The organism is Nocardia sp. NPDC051900, from assembly GCF_044452545.1.
GTDB classification, from domain to species: Bacteria; Actinomycetota; Actinomycetes; order Mycobacteriales; family Mycobacteriaceae; genus Nocardia; species Nocardia sichangensis.
On the sequence record NZ_JBITBU010000041.1, the window covers coordinates 1 to 21036 of the forward strand.

At 67.8% G+C, this 21036-nt stretch carries 18 protein-coding genes; 7 read left to right on the forward strand and 11 right to left on the reverse strand.

Translation table 11 applies throughout. The annotated features are described in order from the left end of the window. A partial coding sequence (locus ACIA5H_RS36405) for a nickel-dependent hydrogenase large subunit (protein ID WP_397080763.1) occupies nucleotides 1-312 on the forward strand: 312 nt, incomplete at its 5' end. A 351-nt stretch (nucleotides 313-663) separates the two neighbouring features. On the opposite strand, the gene ACIA5H_RS36410 is transcribed toward ACIA5H_RS36405, so the two are convergent. The 6 genes from ACIA5H_RS36410 to ACIA5H_RS36435 form a co-directional block, all read right to left on the reverse strand. Continuing rightward, entirely contained in the window at nucleotides 664-1449 is a 786-nt protein-coding gene (locus ACIA5H_RS36410) for an SRPBCC family protein (protein ID WP_397080765.1), read from the reverse strand. A gap of 49 nt (nucleotides 1450-1498) precedes the next feature. Then, nucleotides 1499-2485 (reverse strand): Acg family FMN-binding oxidoreductase, encoded by a 987-nt coding sequence (locus ACIA5H_RS36415; RefSeq protein WP_397080767.1) that lies wholly within the window; start codon nucleotides 2483-2485, stop codon nucleotides 1499-1501. A gap of 346 nt (nucleotides 2486-2831) precedes the next feature. Then, nucleotides 2832-3356, reverse strand: a complete 525-nt coding sequence (locus ACIA5H_RS36420; RefSeq protein WP_397080769.1) for a flavodoxin domain-containing protein — start codon at nucleotides 3354-3356, stop codon at nucleotides 2832-2834. Between the two features lie 243 nt (nucleotides 3357-3599). Then, nucleotides 3600-5216: an ABC transporter permease gene (locus ACIA5H_RS36425; protein WP_397080771.1), complete on the reverse strand. Its 1617-nt coding sequence runs from the start codon at nucleotides 5214-5216 to the stop codon at nucleotides 3600-3602. Beyond that, on the reverse strand, nucleotides 5213-6127 hold the full coding sequence (locus ACIA5H_RS36430) for an ATP-binding cassette domain-containing protein (protein ID WP_397080773.1): 915 nt from the start codon (nucleotides 6125-6127) through the stop codon (nucleotides 5213-5215). Before ACIA5H_RS36430 ends, ACIA5H_RS36425 begins: the two co-directional genes overlap by 4 nt. A gap of 287 nt (nucleotides 6128-6414) precedes the next feature. Then, entirely contained in the window at nucleotides 6415-7401 is a 987-nt protein-coding gene (locus ACIA5H_RS36435) for a 1-phosphofructokinase family hexose kinase (protein WP_397080775.1), read from the reverse strand. 551 nt (nucleotides 7402-7952) lie between these two features. Between ACIA5H_RS36435 and ACIA5H_RS36440 the strand changes: the two genes are divergently transcribed. Continuing rightward, nucleotides 7953-9434, forward strand: a complete 1482-nt coding sequence (locus ACIA5H_RS36440; protein ID WP_397080777.1) for a wax ester/triacylglycerol synthase domain-containing protein — start codon at nucleotides 7953-7955, stop codon at nucleotides 9432-9434. A gap of 200 nt (nucleotides 9435-9634) precedes the next feature. Next, entirely contained in the window at nucleotides 9635-10213 is a 579-nt protein-coding gene (locus ACIA5H_RS36445; RefSeq protein ID WP_397080778.1) for a CBS domain-containing protein, read from the forward strand. A gap of 39 nt (nucleotides 10214-10252) precedes the next feature. Here the strand turns inward: ACIA5H_RS36445 and ACIA5H_RS36450 are convergent, their stop codons facing one another. The 5 genes from ACIA5H_RS36450 to acsA are packed head-to-tail and all read right to left on the reverse strand — an operon-like array spanning nucleotide 10253 to nucleotide 15792. Next, complete coding sequence (locus ACIA5H_RS36450) at nucleotides 10253-10507, reverse strand: acyl carrier protein (protein WP_397080779.1); 255 nt, start codon at nucleotides 10505-10507, stop codon at nucleotides 10253-10255. A 3-nt stretch (nucleotides 10508-10510) separates the two neighbouring features. Next, nucleotides 10511-12010 (reverse strand): 2-oxo acid dehydrogenase subunit E2, encoded by a 1500-nt coding sequence (locus tag ACIA5H_RS36455; RefSeq protein WP_397080781.1) that lies wholly within the window; start codon nucleotides 12008-12010, stop codon nucleotides 10511-10513. A gap of 1 nt (nucleotide 12011) precedes the next feature. Next, nucleotides 12012-12980 (reverse strand): alpha-ketoacid dehydrogenase subunit beta, encoded by a 969-nt coding sequence (locus ACIA5H_RS36460; protein ID WP_397080783.1) that lies wholly within the window; start codon nucleotides 12978-12980, stop codon nucleotides 12012-12014. Continuing rightward, a complete protein-coding gene (pdhA, locus tag ACIA5H_RS36465) occupies nucleotides 12977-13984 on the reverse strand; it encodes a pyruvate dehydrogenase (acetyl-transferring) E1 component subunit alpha (RefSeq protein ID WP_397080785.1) in 1008 nt (335 codons plus the stop codon). The genes ACIA5H_RS36460 and pdhA overlap by 4 nt, the downstream gene beginning before the upstream one ends. Continuing rightward, the gene (gene acsA, locus ACIA5H_RS36470; RefSeq protein WP_397080787.1) at nucleotides 13981-15792 is read right to left on the reverse strand and encodes an acetate--CoA ligase; all 1812 of its coding nucleotides are present in this window, start codon (nucleotides 15790-15792) and stop codon (nucleotides 13981-13983) included. Before acsA ends, pdhA begins: the two co-directional genes overlap by 4 nt. Nucleotides 15793-15857: 65 nt before the next feature. Between acsA and ACIA5H_RS36475 the strand changes: the two genes are divergently transcribed. The 4 genes from ACIA5H_RS36475 to ACIA5H_RS36490 all read left to right on the forward strand — a co-directional run bounded on the left by ACIA5H_RS36475 (nucleotide 15858) and on the right by ACIA5H_RS36490 (nucleotide 20809). After that, nucleotides 15858-16199, forward strand: a complete 342-nt coding sequence (locus ACIA5H_RS36475) for a hypothetical protein (RefSeq protein WP_397080789.1) — start codon at nucleotides 15858-15860, stop codon at nucleotides 16197-16199. Then, on the forward strand, nucleotides 16196-18916 hold the full coding sequence (locus ACIA5H_RS36480; protein ID WP_397080791.1) for a cation-translocating P-type ATPase: 2721 nt from the start codon (nucleotides 16196-16198) through the stop codon (nucleotides 18914-18916). Before ACIA5H_RS36475 ends, ACIA5H_RS36480 begins: the two co-directional genes overlap by 4 nt. A 68-nt stretch (nucleotides 18917-18984) precedes the next feature. Further along, the gene (locus ACIA5H_RS36485) at nucleotides 18985-19539 is read left to right on the forward strand and encodes a flavodoxin domain-containing protein (protein WP_397080793.1); all 555 of its coding nucleotides are present in this window, start codon (nucleotides 18985-18987) and stop codon (nucleotides 19537-19539) included. Between the two features lie 46 nt (nucleotides 19540-19585). Then, nucleotides 19586-20809, forward strand: a complete 1224-nt coding sequence (locus ACIA5H_RS36490) for a site-2 protease family protein (protein ID WP_397080795.1) — start codon at nucleotides 19586-19588, stop codon at nucleotides 20807-20809. The last annotated feature ends 227 nt before the right edge of the window (nucleotides 20810-21036 follow it).

The window sequence follows — 21036 nt, forward strand, 5'->3', positions numbered from 1 at the left end:
CGCCCCTCCCGCGCCGCGGTTCCGGTCGCTCCTCGAGCCGGCACCGGGCACGGCGTGAGCGAAGCGCCTCGCGGCCTGCTGTACCACCGGTACGAACTCGACGATCACGGCATCGTGCGCTCGGCCATGATCATCCCGCCTACCTCGCAGAATCAGGCAGTGATGGAGGACGATCTGCGGCGCGTCGTCTCCGACCACCTCGACCTCGATGACGCCGCGCTGGCCACGATGTGCGAACGCGCGATCCGGAACTACGACCCGTGCATATCCTGCTCAGCCCACTTCCTGGACCTCGACGTGGTGCGCCGATGACCGAACCGTGGGCCGTGGTCATCGGCGTCGGCAACGAATACCGCGGAGACGACGGGATCGGTCCGGCCGTCGCCTCCTAGGTCGGAGGACTCGGCATTGCGGAGTTCGAGTGATCCTATCGGGCAGTGAACCAACGAGCATCGTCATACCTGGCGGGTATGGACCTCGCCGTGGTGATCGACGCGGTGCGGTGCGAGCCGTTGGTCCACGGAGACGTCGCAGGGGTGCTCGGTCCTGGGCCTGGTCGTCGTCGCCGGTGCACCACCGGCCCGGCGGGGTAGCGGCGCGACCGTCGATGTGCGTGCCACAGCCGGTCTATGCCGCAGGTACGGCACTCGATGAGGGAGCACATCAGCGCTGTTTCTCGGGGCCTGCGACGGTGGGCGGGCCGTGGCGTGGGCGTTGCAGCACGGCGAATCCGGGAGTTGTGGCCGCGGCGGGGCGGCTTTTGTCATCTCTGGTCGGTGTTCCCGTCCATGCCTCCGCGCGCTGTTTGATACCGCGCAGCATCTTGCGCTCCATCACCAGACTGGCCACCATCACGAGAACGATGACGACGCGCGTGAACGTGGAGGCGCCCGTCAGCGCAATGCGATTGCGGCTCACGAGCCGAGTCGCCGCGCCCATTGGATAGAGGCTGAATTCCCAGATCCAGCAGGCGTCTTCGGAAGTGAAGACCAATGAGCGTTCATGTTCGAGGATCGCGACACGCATACGCGCACCGGTCTCGCCGACCGGGAAACTTTCTCCGACCGTTAGGTTTTGGAACTCCGGTAAGATCTCGTCGGCGCTGTGCATATCGACGCCGAGCAGGTTCTCGACCCAGTCGTAGGTATACGCGCCGCCGCGGCCGGGGCCCAGCTGAACCAGCCACGGCCAGATCGCGTCGGCGCCCGCGCAGATCGTGATAGCGCGAGTCGAGACGATATCGGCGTCCACCAGTAGATCGTCACCGGGCATGACCCGCGCGATCTCTTCCCCCGAGGCTCCCCAGGTCAACCATTTGGTGCGCAACCGGTGTCCGGTCGGCAGTCCTATTGCTGATCGAACGGTTGCGGCAAGCCTCAGCGTATCCATGATGTCCGACTTCTCCTCGAATTCGAGACGTGCACGTGCGACGGTGACCAGCGACGACACTGGCCTAGCGGAAGCGGACGGAGCGCGGCGATGGACGAGCTCGATCCTGCTATCGGGCGGATCGGAGAATTTCCAGGACCTCACTGAGCGGTCGGCGTGCAGTTGCCGGAGCGTTCGACTCCGATTCGGGTGCGATACCAACGCGAATCAACGCCTGGGGCAGGCCGGAGTGGCCGGTCAACTCCCGGACCACGGCACGGCTGCTCGGCACCTCGGTCAGGTGGGTCAACGGACAGGTCGCGAACCCGGCGAGCGTGCACTCCAGTAACACCGTGGACAGCACCTCCCCGCAGCGCACCAGGTCCTCGGGTGTGTCGCGGCCGGTGGACAGCACGAGAATCACCGAGTGGTCCTCGGTGATTTCGCCGCGCCGGTCGCCGCTGGTGGTCGGGAACTTCCGGCCCACGCTGACTCGCTGCCGTTCCTCCTGGGAGATCAGCGCGTCGCTGGGCACACCCGCGTCGCCGATCGTGTGCCCGGTCCACCACTGCAGTTCGGCGTGGTATCCGGCATCGTAGCGGCGGAGCGCAGCGCTCATCTCCGAGGCGCGTGCGAGGCTGGGGCGGCAGTCGTCACCCAGCACATCGAGTGTGGCGTCGATGGGATCGAAGGTCGACCGTAGGACCTCTTCGAAGTCGGGCCATCCGATCGGCGCCTGGAACGGCAGCCGGTCGGTGTGCCGCCGCGGGATGGCGTCGGCGCGAGCACGGTCGCCGTCGGTAATGATGGGAGCCCGGTCGAACGTGATATTGGCCAGGTGTTCGCGGCGGTTCGGATCTGGGAAGCGTGCGACGTGGATGCGCCAGCCCACCGCGGCCATCGCAACCCTCAGATGGTCCAGCGCGATTCCGCAGCTGATCAGCATCTGCCTGCCGGATTTGTCCGTCGCCGGAAGCATGCGTTCGGGTACAGCGAACAGCCGCAGGACGTCGCCGTCGAATGTCCAGTGCCAGGGTTGGCTGTTGTGCAGCGACGGCGCCCGCCCGGCGAGCGATACGGCCTTCTCGATGGTTTCCCCGGGCGGTGGCTGGTTCATACCGTCACGGTAGGGATCGAGAGGCGATGTCCGGAGGAGTCGTAGGTCCCGAATCTCACCGCAGGTTGTCCCCAGTCGGCCGAGTGTGCCGGGACCGGTCCCGACGAGCAGTTGCGCGCCGCGCAGCACCGGGATCGGCGGGCTGCCGTCGGCGCCGACGGCGACAGGTCCGTCGGTGCGGGCACGTGCTGACTCGGCCGCACATTGGGCAGCCGCTGAGACGGCCACGGCTATGAGCATCGGACGCACGGACACGGAACCGCTGGTGTGTCGAGCGCAATGCGGTCGCCGACCACTTCCGATGGTCATCCATCCTTTGCGAACACAGATCTGCGTCGGTGCACCGTCAGGTGTGGTGCCTCCTTCGGTCGAGTTCGGTGTGCGCAATCCGGCCCGCCCACGCCCGAGCGCGGTCCAGCTCGCCCGGTATGAGCGGGCCGGTCGTATCGTCGACAAGAAAATCCACCGGCTGATCGGCGAGCGAATAGCCCAAGCGGCACAGCCGTTTTCCGATACCGCGTGCGGCCGAGCCCGGCAGCCAGGGCGGTTTGGCGACCTTCGTGCCGAAGGCCAACGCGCGGTGGCCCGGCGATACCGGCAGTGCGGCCGCGAGCCATTCCCGTACCCCGAGGTCGGTCGCGATCGGAGCATCGGTGAGCTTGGCGGCATCGCGACGCGTCTGCGAGCGGCTGAGCCCGAAGGCGTGAGTAGGGGCGCCGACCACGAGCAGGTTCACCGTCGCACACACCTCTGCCGCCGCCACCACGTTCACGACTTCTACTTCGGCATGCTCACGCAGTCCCTGTTCGATGGCTTCCGCGATCGCGGCGGTGTTGCCGAACATCGATTCGTAGACAATTCGCGCGCGCATGACGATGTTCTCCTCTGCGCTGTATCAGGTGAAGGACTCCGACGGTAGGGCGGCGGAGAGAGGCCGCGACAGAGTCGAACCGATCATCGCCATGGGACTTTCGCCATGGCGTGCGGCGACCATGACCAGCGCCCAACCGTGTTCCATCGGACCCAGGGCCTCGATGATTCTCTTTCGCTTTCGATGACGCCCGAGTACCCGCCCGGGGAGCGACCGCGTGTTCGCCAGCTGACGGAGGCCGGGTCAATACCCGACGTCGCGGCGGCGAAAACCGGCGACAGCGATCAGCAGCGCGGCCGAAGCGGTCAAGATGATCAGGACTATGGGCGTGGCGGTGACGGGGTGCAGCGGGGCTTTCGGAAGGTGGGTGAACGGTGAGGCGTCGTCGAACCAGTCGGGCAGATCGAAAGCAGTCGTGAAGAGCAACGCCACGGCGCAGTAGGCGAAGGCGGCCCATGCCACGGCTACAGCCGCTCTCGGAGCCCAGCCGACGCCCAGCGCCGCGACGGCGATCACCGACCAGACCGCTGGTAGGTACGCCAGCGCCACCCCGGACATGCGCAGCGCCTGTCCGAAATCGGAGATCGTCAACCCATAGGTCACACCGACGGCGAAACCGCCGACGGCCAGTATGAGTGCGCCGCCCCCCAAAGCGATGGCGAGATGGCTCGCCAACCAGCGATACCGGCTGACCGGAGCGGCCAGCAGCGACTCGGCCCGTCCCGCGGTCTCCTCCCCACGCGCGCGCAGCACACTGGCGACGCCGAACGCGGCAGTGAGCAGCGCGACGATCGACACCGTCAGGGACAGATACGAGTTCACCGCGTCGGCCGCACCGCCGGGAAGGTAGGCGGCGATTTCGGGGTTGTCGGCCAGGTAGTCGTCGATGCTCTCGGTGAACGAGCCGTAGGCGGCCCCCAGCGCGAACACGCCCACGGCCCATCCGGCCAGCGAACCGCGCTGCAATCGCCAGGCCAGGCCCAGCGGCGAGCCCAGCGCCCAGGACGCCGTCGCGCGCCCGGTGCCGTAGGGAAGGAGTCCGGCGCCGAAGTCGCGCCGGTCCAGCAGAGCTAAGGCCAAAGCGGTCAGCGCGACAGACGCGGCGGCGAACAGCAGCAGCGCCCACCAGCGGTCGCCTGCGTAGGGGTAGCTGCGCTGGGCCCACCCGATCGGCGATAACCAGGAGGTTGCCCCGCTGCCCACATCGCCGATCGCTCGCGCCACGTAGGCGGCCGCCACAGCCAGCCCGACCACCCCGTAGACGCTGCGCGGATTCTCGAAGATCTGCGCGGCGACGGCGGTGACAGCGGCGAACGTGACGCCCACGCCCCCGGTGACCACGCCCAGCAGGAGTGAGCCACCCGCCGGAAGTCCAGTTCCGACGGCGGCGGCGAAGAGCACCAGAACGACGGCGATATCGGCCAGCCCCGCCAGTGTCAGCGCGGCGACGGCGGGAGCCCGGCGCCCCACCCGCGCCGAGCGGAGCAGTTCCGCTCGCCCGGTCTCCTCGTCCGAGCGAGTATGCCTGCCGACCAGGAACATGTTCATCAACGCGACCACGACCGCCAGATACGCGAGTATCTCGAAAACGATCTCTCCGCCAATGCTCGTCAGCAATTGGGTCGGCCCGCCCATGGCGACGGCAGCAGCACTGGCACTCACCGTCTCACGCAGCTGCCCTAGTTTCTGCGGTGTGTCATAGAAGCGCTGACTACCGACCGACTGTAAGGCGAGCAGCGCGGCGGCGCCGAGCAGCCAGCACGGCAGCGAGAACCGCTCGCGCCGTAGCGCGAAGTACAGCAGCGTGCCTGCCCCAGAAAACTGTGCTCGCGGTATCGGTCGCGAAATCGTCGTGCTCACCGGTTCTCCTCCCTTGAAGGGGCCGAAGCGGCGCGGTAGTGGCGCAGGAAGATGTCCTCGAGTGTGGGCGGCGTGCTGGTCAGGCTGCGCACGCCGAGATCGGCGAGTACGCGTGTCACGGCGTCGAGGTGAGCAGTGTCGACGTCGAACCGCGCCCGAGTGCCGTTGCGGACGAGGTCGTGTACGCCCATCACCGCATCCAGAGCCGTCAACGGCCGGATAGTCTCGACGGTGATCGTGGTGCGGGTCAGATGCCGCAGCTCGGACAGGGTGCCGCTTTCCACGGTGCGCCCGCGCCGGATGATGCTCACCCGATCGCACAGTGCCTCCACCTCGGCCAGAATGTGACTGGACAGCAGGACGGTCCTGCCCTCGTTCTTCGATTCGGCAATGCAGCGCTGAAATTCGGCTTCTTTGAGCGGGTCGAGGCCAACGGTCGGTTCATCGAGCAACAGCAGTTCCGCGTCGGAGGCCAGCGCCGCGACGAGCGCGACCTTCTGCCGGTTGCCCCTCGAGTAGGCACGCGCCTTCTGGTGTGGATCGAGATCGAATCGCTCCAGCAATTCGGCGCGGCGGCGCTGGTCGATGCCGCCGCGCAGACGGCCCATCAAGTCGATGACCTCGCCGCCGGTGATACCGGGCCAGAGGAGGACCTCACCTGGCACGTAGGCCAATCGTGCGTGCAGGGCGACCGCGTCCGACCACGGATCACCGCCGAGCAGCCGCACCGTCCCGGAATCCGCACGCAGCAGTCCCAGAAGAATACGAATCGTCGTCGTCTTGCCCGAGCCATTCGGCCCCAGAAACCCATGGATCTCACCGGTACCTACGGTCAGGTCCAGTCCGTCGAGCGCCTTCGCGGGACCGAACGATTTCCGCAGGCCGGCGATAGATATTGCAGGCTCGGTCATCGCGGCGACCCCTCCACCCGGCTCGGCCGGATTGCCTCGCCGAACGCGGGTCCGATCCGATCCGCCAACCTGATGTCCTCGTTTTTCCGCACGGCTTCTCCTTCACTCGCTGCTTGTGGGCTATATCAGCGCGCGGCGGCACGGCTCACGGGCGGAGCAGGACATCGACTTGAAGTCCGAAGGCCGAATCTCCCGCACGCGGTCGGCGGCCGGATGGCCGCTGTGCCTTGATGCCGGGACCCGGGCTCTATCGATGTACCCGGCTCTGGGGATCTCATCAGCGCGGGCTATGGCAGCCGTGGAGCCGTCGGTCGTGCCAGGTCGCCGACCCCGGCCGTGGAATTGCTGTCACGCAGCTGTTGTCGATACAGCTGCGCGATGTGCTCGCAGCGGCCGGGTCCGGTACCGGTTGTGGCGAGCGCCGCAGTCGCCGCCGCGATACCCAGACGCACGGCGTCGGCCAGTTCGTATCCGCGGGCGAGTCCCACCGTGACGCCCCCGACCATTGCATCGCCGGCCCCGATACCGCTGCGCACCCGCGCCGGGATCGGCGCGAACCATTCGTGCGATTCCCGCGTCACCACAAGGGCGCCGGCGGCGCCGAGGGACAGCAGCACGATCTCCGTCATTCCGGCGGTGATGAGGCGGCGGGCTTGCGCCAACTGCTCGGGGCGGTCGAGCAGCGGATGCCCGGCGTAGTCGCCGAGTTCCCGCACGCTCGGTTTGATCAGATGGACGCCCCGGTGCACATTGCGCAAAGCGATACCGGACGTATCCAGCACCACACGGACATCGAGGTCGCTGACAAGATCGGTGAGGATTTGGTAGAAGTCCGCGGACGCACCTGGCGGGAGGGTGCCGCTGGCCACGAGGCAGTCCGCGCCGAGCGCTGCCCGTTCGACCTCGGCCAGGCAGCGATGCTGTTCCGGATCGGTCAGCCGAGGGCCCGGAAAGACGAACCGATACTGCTCGCCGCTCGACGTTTCGGTGACCGAGAGACTCTCCCGGGTCGATTCGGCCACCGGCACCGGCCGCGGCGGCACTCCGGTATCGCGCACCAACTGCTCCAGCAGTCGGCCGGGCGGGCCGCCCGTAGGAAACACCGCCGTCACCTCGACACCCAGTTCGGCCACCGTGCGCGCGACGTTGATGCCGCCGCCGCCAGGGTCGTAGCGTGGTGCCGCGCAACGCATCTTGTCCGTCGGCACCACCTTTGCCACCCGCGTCGCGAGATCGATCGCGGGGTTCATCGTCAATGTCACGATCCGGCCCACCGAAGCCTCCTCGATGCCGCCCCACCCCTGAAAAGTTCAGTCCCGGCCCGGGCGCCTGCCCGTCGGGGAACTCGCCTGGGTCCGGTACCGAATACTCTGCACACTCGGGGACGACCGGAGCAGAGTCGCCCGCCCCTCGGGCGCTGGGACCTAGGTCATAAGACCGAACTAGGCACGGCATTTGCGAGCCCTCCTGCCATCGCCCGGCCCCAGGCCCCGAGATGGCTCGGACGCCACTCCCACTATCGCGGCGGTTTCGGCAGCTGCGGCAGCGCCGTGGCCGCACCGAGTTCAGCGGCACGCACATGCTTGCTGGATGCGAAACCCAATTGCGTATCGGACAGACGATGAAGGACGAAGGTCCTTCGGATAAGGGTCTTCGTCAACGGTCGCCGCCGGACGCCACTGAACAGACTGAGTGGTATGGGTATGGCCCGTTCCGCTCCCCTGCCGACAACGCGCAGGGTATCAGCCGATCCACACTCGGGGCGCAACCGAACCGGCGCGCGCGATCGCCCTATGTGGTCGGCGGTGGACGAAGGCAGCGACTGATGGACGCGCGCGAATCCCATATGTCGCAGTCGGACCTGTTCTCCTGGAACATGGAACGTGACCCGGTCCTGCGCTCGACGATCGTGTCGGTGCTGATGCTCGACGCCGAACCGGACCTGGATCGACTGGCGCGCACGATGGAGCGCGGCAGCCGCCTCGTGCCCAGGTTGCGGCATCGGCTGATCGCCGCGCCGTTGGGCTTCGCCCCGCCACGGTGGGCACTGGATCCGGATTTCGACCTATCCTGGCATCTGCGGCGATCCGCGCTACCGGAACCGGCGGACATGTCCGCGGTACTCGAATTCGCCCGCACCGAGGCCATGACCGGATTCGACCCGGCCCGCCCGCTGTGGCGCGCGACGATGCTGTGCGGCATGGCGGCCGGCGAATGTGCCCTGGTGCTGACGGTGCACCACAGTCTCACCGATGGTATCGGCGGAATCCAGATCGCCACGGCGCTGCTGGATTTCGACCGCGCGGGCACCGACCGCGGTCTACCGTCCGAGCCGCTGGGCGACCGTGCGGGCGCGCTGCGCGACATCGTGGCATGGAACCTGTCGGTCGGCTCGGATCTGCTCGTCGGCGGTGTCCGTTCGGCGCCGCCGATCGCTCGGCGAGCGCTCGGCAATCCTGCCCGGGCGTTGCGCGAGGGCGCGGCGTTGGCGGGGTCGCTGGTTCGTTTGGCCCGGCCCATCACCACCACGCTTTCCCCCGTGATGACCCGGCGCAGCCTCGGTCGCCGGCTGGCGGTGCTCGACGTGCCTCTCGAACGATTGCGGGACGCCGCCCGGACCGCGGGCTGCACCCTGAACGACGCGTTCCTCACCGCGGTCGTGATCGGATTGCGCGGCTATCACAGCGGCCACGGCGCGGAACTCGACCAGCTGCGGGTGACAATGCCGATCAGCCTGCGCACCCCCGACGACCCACTCGGCGGCAACCGCATCACACTCGCTCGTTTCGCCCTGCCGGTCGCCATCGCCGACACCACAGACCTCATGCACGCCATCGACGCTGCGGTCGCGGGCTGGCGACGCGAACCGGCGATACCGCTGTCGGGTGCCGTCGCGGCGACGCTGAACCGACTGCCTGCCGGGCTGCTGACCGGCCTGCTCAAACATGTCGACTTCGTCGCCTCCAACGTCCCGGGCTCCCCCGTGCCGCTCTACATCGCCGGGGCGCGCATCGACCGCATGTACGCCTTCGGGCCCACCATCGGCACGGCCGTCAATGTGACCCTCACTTCGCATGCGGGCACGTGCTACGTCGGGATCAACACCGACACGGCGGCGATCCCGGACACCGAAACCCTGACCGAGTGTCTCGCCGCAGGCTTCGCCACCGTACTCGAACTCGGCAGCGAGCATGCGTCGAAAGCCGGGGCCGCAACTGCGGAAGAAGCCGCCCCGTCGTCGCACATCCCCCGGCCGACCAGTGTCCAGTTCGCATCATTTACAGAAGCTCGGCCGTCCTCCGACTGAGGACATTAGTCCCAGGCGGGCAGGGCAGATGTCTCTCCCCGTCATCGAGGCAGGCGGGCCATGCTGGACGTATGGGCCGGTGCCGGAACCGACCGCACGACCGAAACAGCGCGAGCCAAGACGCCGCTGTGCGTCGGCTCGGCGCAATCTGGCGTTCCTGCCGCAGGCACTCCGAACGCCACAGTTACGAGGTGATACCGATGCATGCACGTGACGTCCTGAGCAGGCCCGTCGTGACGGCGCGGCCGGGGACACCGTTGTCGGAGGCTACCGCGCTGCTGACCGCGCACGGCTTCGCCGCGCTTCCCGTGGTCGACGAGCAGGGCCACGTGGTCGGGATTCTGTCCGAATCAGACGCTCTGGCAGCAATTTCAGGCATGCCGGACGAGACGGTGGCAGCGGCGATGTCGACTCCGGTCGAGGTGGTCACGCCTACCACCGACACCGCGACGATCGTCTCCCGCATGCTCACCGGGCGGCTTCGCTCGATGCCGGTCGTGGAAGCCGGCCTGCTGGTCGGAATCGTGTCTCGGCGCGACCTGCTGCGAACTCTGCTCAGCGACGACGCAACCATCGATGCGAAGATCCGCACACTGCTCGACGACTACGCAGGCAGCCGCCGACAGTGGACGACCGAGGTCGCAGACGGGGCGGTCACCGTTCGCGGCATCTTCGCCGATCCGCGTGAGCAACAGGTTGTCGCCGCTCTGGCCCGCACCGTAGACGGTGTGGATCACGTCGATGTGATCGACGACGCCCGGATCCTGCCCGACCGTTGAACGAATGCCTCGGCATTTCGCAACGGCCGAGACAGGCATCTAGCGGGTGCGAGTGAGGAAGTCGACACAGGAACGGATCGTCGATAGTCGTGGATAGTCGCTCTCCTCGATCCGGCCGCCGACAGCGGAGAGGCGTTCGATGAAGGTGAGGAAGTCGATCGAGTCGAGTTCCAGGCTGCTGCGCAAGGGGTCGTCCTGGCCGAGGGCGGAGATGTCGGCTTCGGTGGCGAATCCGCGTAGCGCTGCACGAACGGAGTCCTCTGCCTGCTCGCGGGACATGGTTGGGGGCAACATGTTTCACAACTCCTCTGGCTGCTGGAGATAATCGGCGACGGTGTTGAGGAAGCGGGCTCCGACGGCGCCGTCGCTGGCACGATGATCCGCCGAGAGCGTGGCGGTCAACTGGGGACGGACGCCCAGCAGACCATTAACCGCGCACGGACGTGCGGTGACGGCGCCGAAGCCGACTATGGCGACCTGCGGCGCGGCGATTACGCCGAAGACCGAATCCACCCCCAGCTCACCTAGATTCGTCACGGTGATGGTCGCGGGCACAGCATCCGAGGATCGCAGCCGGGCGGTGCGAGCTCGCGCGACGACGCCACGCAGTGCGTCCATCATGGCCGCCGGAGCGAGGGTGTCGGCGTCGGGGATGGTGGGCACCATGATGCCGCCCCCATGCAGCGACACCACGACACCGAGATGCACGTCCGAGGCCGGATGGAATTCGTCGTCGTCGAGCCAGTGTCCGTTAAGCGCGGGCACCGCCCGCGCGGCCCGCGCCGTGGCACACAGCACCAGAGCGGAGGACACTATGCGCGCGTTGACCGGTGCCCGGCGATTCGCTCCTTCCAGCCAATCCAGCGCGGCGTCCATGTCGATGGTGCTGGACAAGTAATAGTGCGGCACCGTGCGCTTCGACCGCGTCATCGCCGCGGCGATCACCTTACGCACCGCGACGGGATCATGTTGCGGGGCTTCCACGCCGGTCTCACGCGTCGTGTCGGTGGGTTGCGTGCGTGCGGATTCCGTCACCTCGGCGCGAGGTTCGGAGACCGGGCCCGCTGTTGGTACATCGCGGGCGCGCACCGCGCCGCCCGGGCCGGTGCCCGAGACGTTCGCCAGATCGACTCCGGAGGTGAGCGCCAGCCGACGCGCATAGCCGGAAGCGCGCGTCACAACGGTCGGTGGCGACGGACTAGAGAGCCTCTCGGGGGTGTCGAACCTCTCGTGTGGTTTCGTCGGCTCGTCGGACCGCGCGCGGTCCTGCGCGGCGATCGGTCTTGCGCGCGGCGTCGCGCGCTGATCGGCAGCGATGGCGTGCTCGACATCCGAGCGTACGATCCGCCCTCCCGGCCCTGACCCATGCAGAGTCGCCAGGTCGATGCCCGCCTCCTGTGCCAGCCGACGGATCAGCGGCGTGGCATGACGAGCCATCTCCGTCGCACCGTCCGTTTCCGGAACAGTCTCGCCGCGAGCAGATTCCGCTGGTCTCGAGGAAGGCGGATTGCGCCCGTCCGGTATCGCGGTGCGGGTGTCTCCTGCAACGACGGCACGGTCCGATGCCGGTTCGATCGTCGCCAGCGGCGTGCCCACCGGCACTGTCTTTCCCTCGGGTACCAGAATCGTGCCCATGACGCCGTCGTCGAAGCATTCGACCTCGATCGCCGCCTTGGTGGTGTCCACTTCCGCGACCACGTCTCCCTTGTGCACGACATCACCGGGATGCACGAGCCAGTGCAACAACGTGCCCTCCACCATGTCGGCTCCCAGCGAGGGCATACGGAACTCGACCACCTCAGCGCACCGCCTTACGCACTGCGTCGACTACGGCCTCGGCTTGTGGCAGGGCGGCCTCCTCCAACTGCTTCGCATACGGAATCGGCACCTCGGCGGTGCACACCCGGCCGATCGGCGCATCGAGGTCGTAATAGGCGTATTCGGCCGCACGAGCGGCGATTTCCGCCGCGATGCCGACACTGCGCCAGCACTCGTCGACGACCACCAGGCGGTGTGTGCGTACCACCGACTCGAGCACCGTCGTCTCGTCCAGCGGCCGCAAACTGCGCAGATCGATCACTTCCGCCGAAACTTTTTCGGCGGCGAGCAACTCGGCGGCCGATTCCGCGGTCGGCAGGGTCGCGCCGAAGGCGACTATGGTGACGTCGGTGCCCGCACGCCGAACCATCGCGTGATCGATATCTACCAGTTCGTCGTCCCCAGCCATCTCCCCCTCGCTGCCGTACAGAGCGATCGGTTCGAAGATCACGACCGGATCAGGGTCCTGCAACGCGGTCCACAGCATTCCGCGGGCATCCGCCACTGTGGCGGGCGAAACGACGCGGAGCCCGGGGATGTGCGCGTAAAAGGCTTCCAGGCTGTGGGAATGCTGGGCGGCCAGCTGGCGGCCCGCACCGGTGGCCATCCGGATCACCAGCGGGACGCCGAGCTGGCCACCTGACATGTGCCGCAAGGTCGCGGCGTTGTTGAGGATCTGGTCCAGCGCGAGCAAGCTGAAGTTGCCGGTCATGATCTCGACGATCGGCCGCATGCCACCCAGCGCCGCACCGATGCCCGCGCCGACGAACGCGGATTCGCTCAACGGCGTGTCCCGGATGCGGCGCGGCCCGTATTCCTCCAGCAAGCCGCGACTCACTCCGAAACAGCCTCCGTAGGCGCCGACATCCTCGCCCATCAGAAAGACGCGGTCGTCGCGATCCAGCGCTTCCCGCAGAGCTTCCCGCATAGCCTCGCGGTAGGTGATCATGGTCGCTCCGCGTACACGTGACGACTCAAATCGGCGACCGCCTCCACCGGCCCGGCCTCGGCCTGGGCGATCGCGTCGTCGAGTTCGGCGTCGACCGCGGCCTCGAGGGCGGACAGGGCCTGCTCGTCGAGTGATCCCGATGCCCGCAGCTCGGCGGACAACCGGGGTATCGGGTCGCGCTTCTTCCACTGCTCGATCTCGGCTTTGTCGCGATAGCGGTCGGCGTCGTAGAGAGAGTGCGCACGGAAGCGGTAGGTCCGCAGTTCCAGAAAGCACGGCCCGCTCCCGCCACGGATGGATTCCACCGCCCGCTGGGTGGCCGCCGCCACCGCCTCCGGGTCCATGCCATCGACCGGCCAAGCCGCCAAGCCATAGCTCGAGGCGCGCAGCGCCAGATCGGTCACCGCGTGTTCGCGGTGCAGCGCCGTGCCCATCGCGTACCGGTTGTTCTCGCACGCGAACAGGATCGGCAGTCGCCACAACGCGGCCAGATTCAAGCATTCGTGGAACTCTCCCTCGGCCGCGGCGCCGTCACCGAACAAGCACACCGTTACCGCGGGCCGATCCCGCATGGCATCGGCCAGGGCCAGGCCGACCGCCAGCGGTAAACCTCCCCCGACGATCGCATTTCCGCCGAAGAATCGTCGACCGGCATCGAAAAGATGCATCGAGCCGCCGCGCCCGCCGCTGCATCCGGACGCGCGGCCGAACATCTCCGACATCAACGCGGCCATGGGAATACCGCGAGCGAGTGCGTGCCCGTGTTCGCGATAGGTGGACACCACCGCGTCCTCGGGGCCGATCTGCCGCAGCAGCCCGGCCGCGACGGCTTCCTCGCCGACGTACAAGTGGAGGAATCCGCGAATTTTCTCGGCGCTGTAGAGCTGCACGCAGCGCTCCTCGAATCGCCGGATACGGATCATCTGCCGCAGCAATTCGATTCGTTCCGTGGCGGCGAGCGACAGCCGGTCACCCACTCGATCCGGCAGTTCGGTGGCCGTCATTGCCCGGCCTCCAGGGTCGACACATCGCCCTCGGGCAACCCTTGCTCACGCGCTTTGAGCAGTCGCCGCATCACTTTTCCGCTGCGGGTGTGTGGCAGGCTCTCGGCGAAGGCGATCTCCTTGGGTGCCACCGCGCCGAGTGTCCGGCGGCCGAACGCGAGCAACTCCGCCCGCAGTTCTTCGGAGGCGAGGTATCGCGGCCGCAGCAGGACGAAAGCCTTCACCAGCTCGCCCGCGACCGGATCCGGCTTACCTATCACCCCCGCCTCCGCGACCGCCGGGTGAGCCATCAGAGCGCTTTCCACCTCGAACGGACCGACCAGGTGCCCAGCCGACTTGATCACGTCATCGGCGCGTCCGACGAACCAGTAATATCCGTCGGCGTCGCGCCGGGCCAGATCACCGGACAGATACCAGCCCGCGGCGAACGCCCGCGCGTACCTCTCGGGTTGTCCCCAGTAGCCGCGGAACATCGACGGCCAGCCGCCGCGCAACGCGAGCTCACCGATCTCGCCGGTTCGGGCATGCCGGACGCCGCCGCCGATCATTTCTGCCCGGCCGTCCGGCCCGCGGCGCAGGATCGTGGCTTCGACGCCGGGCAGCGGCCGTCCCATCGAACCGGGCCGCACCTGCTCGGCGGCGAGGTTGGCGATCATGATCGCGCCGGTCTCTGTCTGCCACCAGTTGTCGTGAACCGGTTTGCCCAGAACCTGCTGACCCCAGACCACCACCTCGGGATTGAGTGGTTCTCCGACGCTGGCGACGAATCGCAGGCGCGACAGATCCGTGCCGGGCGGCAGTTCGTCGCCGCGGCGCATCAGCATGCGCAGCGCGGTCGGCGCGGTGTACCACACCGAGACTTTCTCCGCGGTGAGTACCTCGTACCAGCGCAGGGCGTCGAAATCGGCCTCGTCGGTGATCACGGTGGCGCCCAGGGTGAGCGGCGCGATCACCCCGTAGGACATGCCGGTCACCCATCCCGGGTCCGCTGTACACCAGAACACATCGCCCGGTCGCAGATCCAGTGCATAGCGCGCGGTGATCCGGTGGGCGAGCACCGCTGCGTGCACATGAACCGCGCCTTTCGGTTTCCCCGTGGTCCCACTGGTGAAGTGCAGCAATGCCGGATCTTCGGGCTGGGTTCGCACGATCGGGAATTCGGCGTCGGCGGCCACCATCGCCAGCGACAAGTCGATGGCGCCACCTTCCAGTTCGCTCTCCGGATCGGCGTCGGTCACGAGGACATGCCGCAGGTCAGGAACCTCGGCGCGGATCGGCGCGACTCTACGCCGGTAGAGTTCGGTCGTCGTGACCAGCGTCGTCGCCTCGGAGATCGCCAAACGCTGGCGCACCGGCTCGGGTCCGAACGCGGAGAACAGCGGCGAGACGACACATCCGGCTTTCCATGCGCCCAGCGCCGCGACATACAACTCCGGAGTCCGGCCCAGCAGGATGCACACCCGCTCGCCGGGACGCACACCCAGCTCGTACAGCACGTCTGCGAATCGGTTGCTCAGGGCCGCCAACTCGGCGTAGGTCAAGGTGGAGCGTTCGCCGGTCGAACGCAGCGCGCGCAGTGCGGTGACATCGGCCGAAGGGGTGCCCAGGTGGCGATCGACGGCTTCGTAGGCGATGTTCACTCCCCCACCGGGTAACCCAGCCAGCGAGGAGCGTGCCGCCGCCCAGTCGAATACCTGGCAGGACATCCGGTAGTCGGTCAGATTCGCACCGACGCGTTCGGCCGTAGACTTCTCGATCGGTTCCCACCGCGTCCGCGCGTTCGATGCCTCATGGCTCAAAGTCCTCATGTCGGCCTCCCGCGATCAAGTCAACGACCCGCGACGGCCGCTCCGGCAGGGCGTAAAGACCTCGCATGCTGATGACCTCCGTCGTTTCCGGTGCGGCGACGGCGGGATACCTCTCGGTGCGGGACCTTCGCCCCTGTCCGGCAACCATGGCAAAGCGCACGCTCGAGGCAGGAGGAACGGAGGCTTCGATGGGATACCAGGTAGCCCTCGTCGTACCGGCACCGGAAAGGGTGGTACGGGTGCGGAGCGAGATTCGTCCACATCCGAATCTGCTCGGTGCCGACAATGCCGCGCGAATGCGCGAAGTCCTTCGGATCGTGCGGCATGTGGGGTCGTCCGCGATCGCCGATAATGTTCGGCGGAGCGCCACGGTGGACACCCTCCGCGACATGGTAGCAGCACCGTGACCGATCTGGTCGAGGCGGAACCCGGCCTGCGCATCGATCCCACCGAGCGGATCGATCTGCTGCTGCGCGATCTACGCGGCAACCGCTGCGGGCTCACCGGGCGCGAGGCCGAACGACGCTTGATCCACTACGGCTCCAACGTGCTGCTGCGGCGGGGCCGCCGAAGCTGGCTGCGAGACCTGGCTCGTCAATTCACCCACCCGCTCGCGCTGCTGCTGTGGGCCGCGGCCGGGCTGGCGGGCGCGGTCGGCATCGTGCCGGTCGCGATCGCGATCGTGGTCGTCATCATGATCAACGCGGGGTTCGCGTTCGCCCAGGAGCGGCACGCCGAGCAGGCGGTGGAGGCGCTGGCCGCCTATCTGCCGATCCGGGCGAAAGTCGTGCGAGACGGCCAGGTCACCGAGGTCGAGGCGACCGGTGTCGTGCCCGGAGACGTCTTGGTGATCGCCGAGGGCGACCGGATCTGCGCGGACGCGCGGCTGCTCGACGGCGGCATCGAAGTCGACCTGTCGGAACTGACCGGGGAATCGATGCCGGTCTACCGCAGTGCCGACGCCGTCGACGCCGGGGTGCCGCTGGCGCAGGCACGCGAGCTGGTCTTCAGCGGCACCTCCTGCACCGAGGGCGAAGCGCGCGCCATCGTCTTCGCCACCGGCATGCACACCGAACTCGGCCGCATCGCGGCCCTGTCCGAACGCGTCGAGCCGGAGGAGAGCCCGCTCGAACATCAAGTGCGCCGGGTGGCCTGGTTGATCGCGTTGATCTCGGTGCTGCTGGCGGCGGCGTTCATCCCGCTCGCGGTGTTCGGCGCGGGGTTGTCTTCGATCAATGCGGTGGTTTTCGCGGTGGGACTGCTGGTGGGCAACGTCCCGGAGGGTCTGCTGCCGGTGATCACGCTGGCGTTGGCGATGGGTGTGCGCGAACTGGCGCGCCGCGGCGCGGTGGTCAAACGCCTCAGCGCCGTGGAGACCCTCGGCTGCACCGATGTGATCTGCACCGACAAGACCGGCACCCTCACCGAGAACCGTATGCGGGTGGTCGCGATCGACACCGCAACCGGAGCGCACGACCCCGACGCCGCCTCCGGGACGGAGGATCCCACGCTTGCCCGCGTGGCGGAAACGATCGCGGCCTGCAACAACGCTCGACTCGCCGAGTCCGGTTCTGTGGTCGGTGACCCCATGGAACTGGCGCTGCTGGCCGCGGCCTCCGCCCTGGGCGCGCAGGTTCGCGCCGACCAGCGGGAGCGCTCCCGGCGGCGTCTGTTCCACTTCGACCCGGTCCGCAAACGGATGTCGACCATCGACGCGGACGAGGCAGGGCGGCTGCGCGTGCACACCAAAGGAGCCCCGGAGTCGTTGCTACCGCTGTGCACCGCCGAACTCGCCTCACACGGTGCACTTCGACCGCTGAGTGCACACCGCCGCGAGCAGGTGGCCGCGCTGGTCGATGCCCGCGCACAGCAGGGTCTGCGGATGCTGGCCGTCGCCGCGCGCGACCTCACCGGTTCCACGGCCCCGCAACAGCGGGAACAGGCCGAGAAAGATCTGGCGCTGCTCGGCCTGGTCGCACTGGAGGACCCGCCACGGCCCGGCGTCGCCGAGGCCGTACGCCTGTGCCACGCCGCAGGCATCCGCGTCATCGTCATCACCGGCGATCACGGGCTCACCGCGGCAGCGGTCGCCGACCAGATCGGTATCACGCGCGGCAGGCCGACCGTGATCACCGGTGCGGAACTCGAACGGATGAGCGAAGCCGATCTCGACCAGCTGCTGGCGGGACCGAGCGAACTCATCTTCGCCCGGTCCTCCCCCGAAGCCAAACTGCGCATCGCCGACGCGCTACGCGCCGCAGGGCACGTGGTCGCCATGACCGGAGACGGCGTCAACGACGCGCCCGCACTGCGACGCGCGGACATCGGCGTGGCGATGGGCCGTTCGGGCACCGACGTCGCTCGCGAGGCGGCCACGATGGTGCTCACCGACGACAACTTCGCCACCATCACCACAGCCATCGAGGCCGGTCGGCGCGTCTACGACAACATCAGGAAGTTCATCTGCTACATCTTCGCCCACACCACGCCCGAGGTGACGCCGCTGCTGGTGTTCGCGCTTTCCGGCGGCGCGGTTCCGCTTCCGCTGACCGTGATGCAGCTGCTGGCCTTCGACGTCGGCACCGAGACGCTTCCGGCGCTGGCGCTCGGACGAGAAGGGGCCGAGCCCGGCCTGATGCGCCGTCCACCGCGCCGGCGCGGTGAGTCGGTGATCCGCACACCGATGCTGCTGCGCGCGTGGCTGTTCCTCGGGGTGATCGCGGCGGCGCTCGCCATGACCGGCTTCTTCTTCGTGCTGCTGCACGGCGGTTGGCACCCGGGCGATCCCACCGGCCCCGGTAGCCCGTTGCACCACACCTACCAGCAGGCGACCACGATGACCTTTTTCGGCATGGTCGCCGGCCAGATCGGCACCGCGTTCGCCGCACGTACCGACCGCGCTTCGCTGCGCTCCATCGGCGTACTGTCCAACCGCTTGCTGCTGTGGGGCATCGCCTTCGAACTCGCCCTCGCGGCGATCATCATCTACACCCCAGTAATGCAGAGCCTGCTCGGCACGGCCGCATTGACCCCCGCCATGCTCGCCTTCACGCTGCCATACCCGTTCATCGTGTGGGGCGCCGACGAACTACGACGCTGGCTGATGCGCCACAAGCGGCAGTGACGATGGTCCCCTGTGTCCGGGCACGAGTCCTCTCATCGGACGGGGCGTACACGAGGAACATTTTCGGCATGGACCAGGACAAACATCACATTGCTGTCGTCTACGCGACCGAACAGGGATCGACCCGCGACATCGCCGAATTCATCGGCACCGAGCTGTCGAGTCGCGACGCCATCGTCGAACTCGCTGATATCGACCACGCGCCCGACCTGTCCAACTTCGACACCCTCGTCCTCGGCAGCGCAGTCCACAACATGAAACTCCTGCCCTCCGTCGCCGACTACGTGCACGCCCACCAGGACGAGTTGGTGGAAAAGGACGTCTGGCTGTTCAGCGTCGGCCTCGCCCCGGCACTGCGCGGCCCGATCGGCCGCCGCCTCGGGCGATTGGTCCCGAAGAAGATCGCCGGACTGCGCGATTCGGTCAGGGCGCACGATTACCGGGCGTTCGCCGGACAGTACGACAGCGACGGCATCTCACTGCGGACGCGCATGCTCTACCGACTGCTGGGCAAAGGCCGCTACGGGGACCTGCGCGACTGGGCAACCGTCCGTTCGTGGACCGACACCATCGCCCGCAGTCTGCGGCTGCCGTCGGCCCGTTCGACCACCATCACCCCATGACGAACGCATCCGGCGACTCCCGCTCCACCGTGCTGAATGGGATCCGATGATCCATCGAACATTCCCGCTCGGCAGGATTGCGGGCATCCGCCTCGGCGCTCACTGGTCGGTGCTGGTCACGGTGGGCCTGTTCACCTGGGTTCTGGGCTCGTACCTGACCGGCACCGCGGCCACTGCCGTCGTGTGGATCACAGCCGTCATCGGGGCCATCGCGTTCTGCGCGGCGCTGCTCGCCCACGAGCTGGCCCATTCGATCGTCGCCCGGCGCAGTGGTATTCGCGTCGACGTGATCGTGTTGTGGCTGCTGGGCGGTGTCTCGGAATTGGGCGAAGAACCGCGGGACGCGCGAACGGATCTGCGCATCGCTTCGGCCGGTCCGCTCACCAGTCTGGGCATCGCCGCCGTCGCGTTCCTCGCCGGCCTCGCGAGCGCGGCGGTGGACCCGGACGGGCCGATCACCGCTGTCCTGGTGTGGCTGGCCCTCATGAACACGATCCTGGGGCTGTTCAATCTTCTGCCCGGCGCGCCGCTCGACGGCGGCCGTGTACTGCGTGCGGTGATCTGGCGGCGCACCGGTGACCGTTTGCGCGCTGCGACCTCAGCCGCCCGCAGTGGACAATTCCTCGGCACGGTCTTGCTGATGATCGGTATCGCCGAACTCGTCCTGTTCGGGCACCTTGGTGGGCTGTGGCTGATGCTGCTGGGCTGGTTCCTTCAGTCGGCGGCGCACGCCGAACTCACCGTCGCCGGGCTACGTCACCGGCTGGGCGACAGCCGGGTTCGCGACGTGATGACTTCGCACCCGATAGCGATACCGGCCGCCTTGCCGGTCGCCGCGCTGCTGCGTTCGGACGCGACGGCCAGTGGGCATCGTGTGTTTCCGGTGATCGACGCGAGCGGTCACCCCGTTGCGGTGGTGGCCTGGTCGGATCTGGCGGCGGTCACCGAACCGGCCCGCGCGACCACCACAGTGGGCGATGCCGCGCGTGCGCTTCCCGCTGTCGCCCTTGCCCGGGAAGAAGAGCTGGTGAGCGATGTCGCGTCCCGTGTGGTGCTGCGCCCCAACCTGGACGCCGTCGCGGTCGTCGACGCCGACGCCAGGCTCATCGGGTTGATCACCTCGACCGACCTGGTGCTCGCCTGTGATCGCTCGGCTCTCGGTCTGCCCGCGCGGCCCAGGCCGGTTCAGCCTCCCCTCAGGGAGGGCCCACAGCCACGACATGTGACGTCGGCTCCCATCCCATACGAAACCGCGGGCGACCCTCCGTGACGAGTGGCCGGTCCTCTATGCCGAGTGGTGGCGACGACGGGAGTCGATGGGCGCGACAAAGGGACCTTCGACCGTGGTGAACGCACATGATGTTGAGCCAAGCTGACTACATGCGACGTTGAAATTCCGATTGATCGGAGCCGTTATGGGCGACTACGTAACCGACCTCGGTGACCTGCGGCTGACGGACGCAGACCGCGTCGGCGGCAAGGGCGCGAATCTCGGGG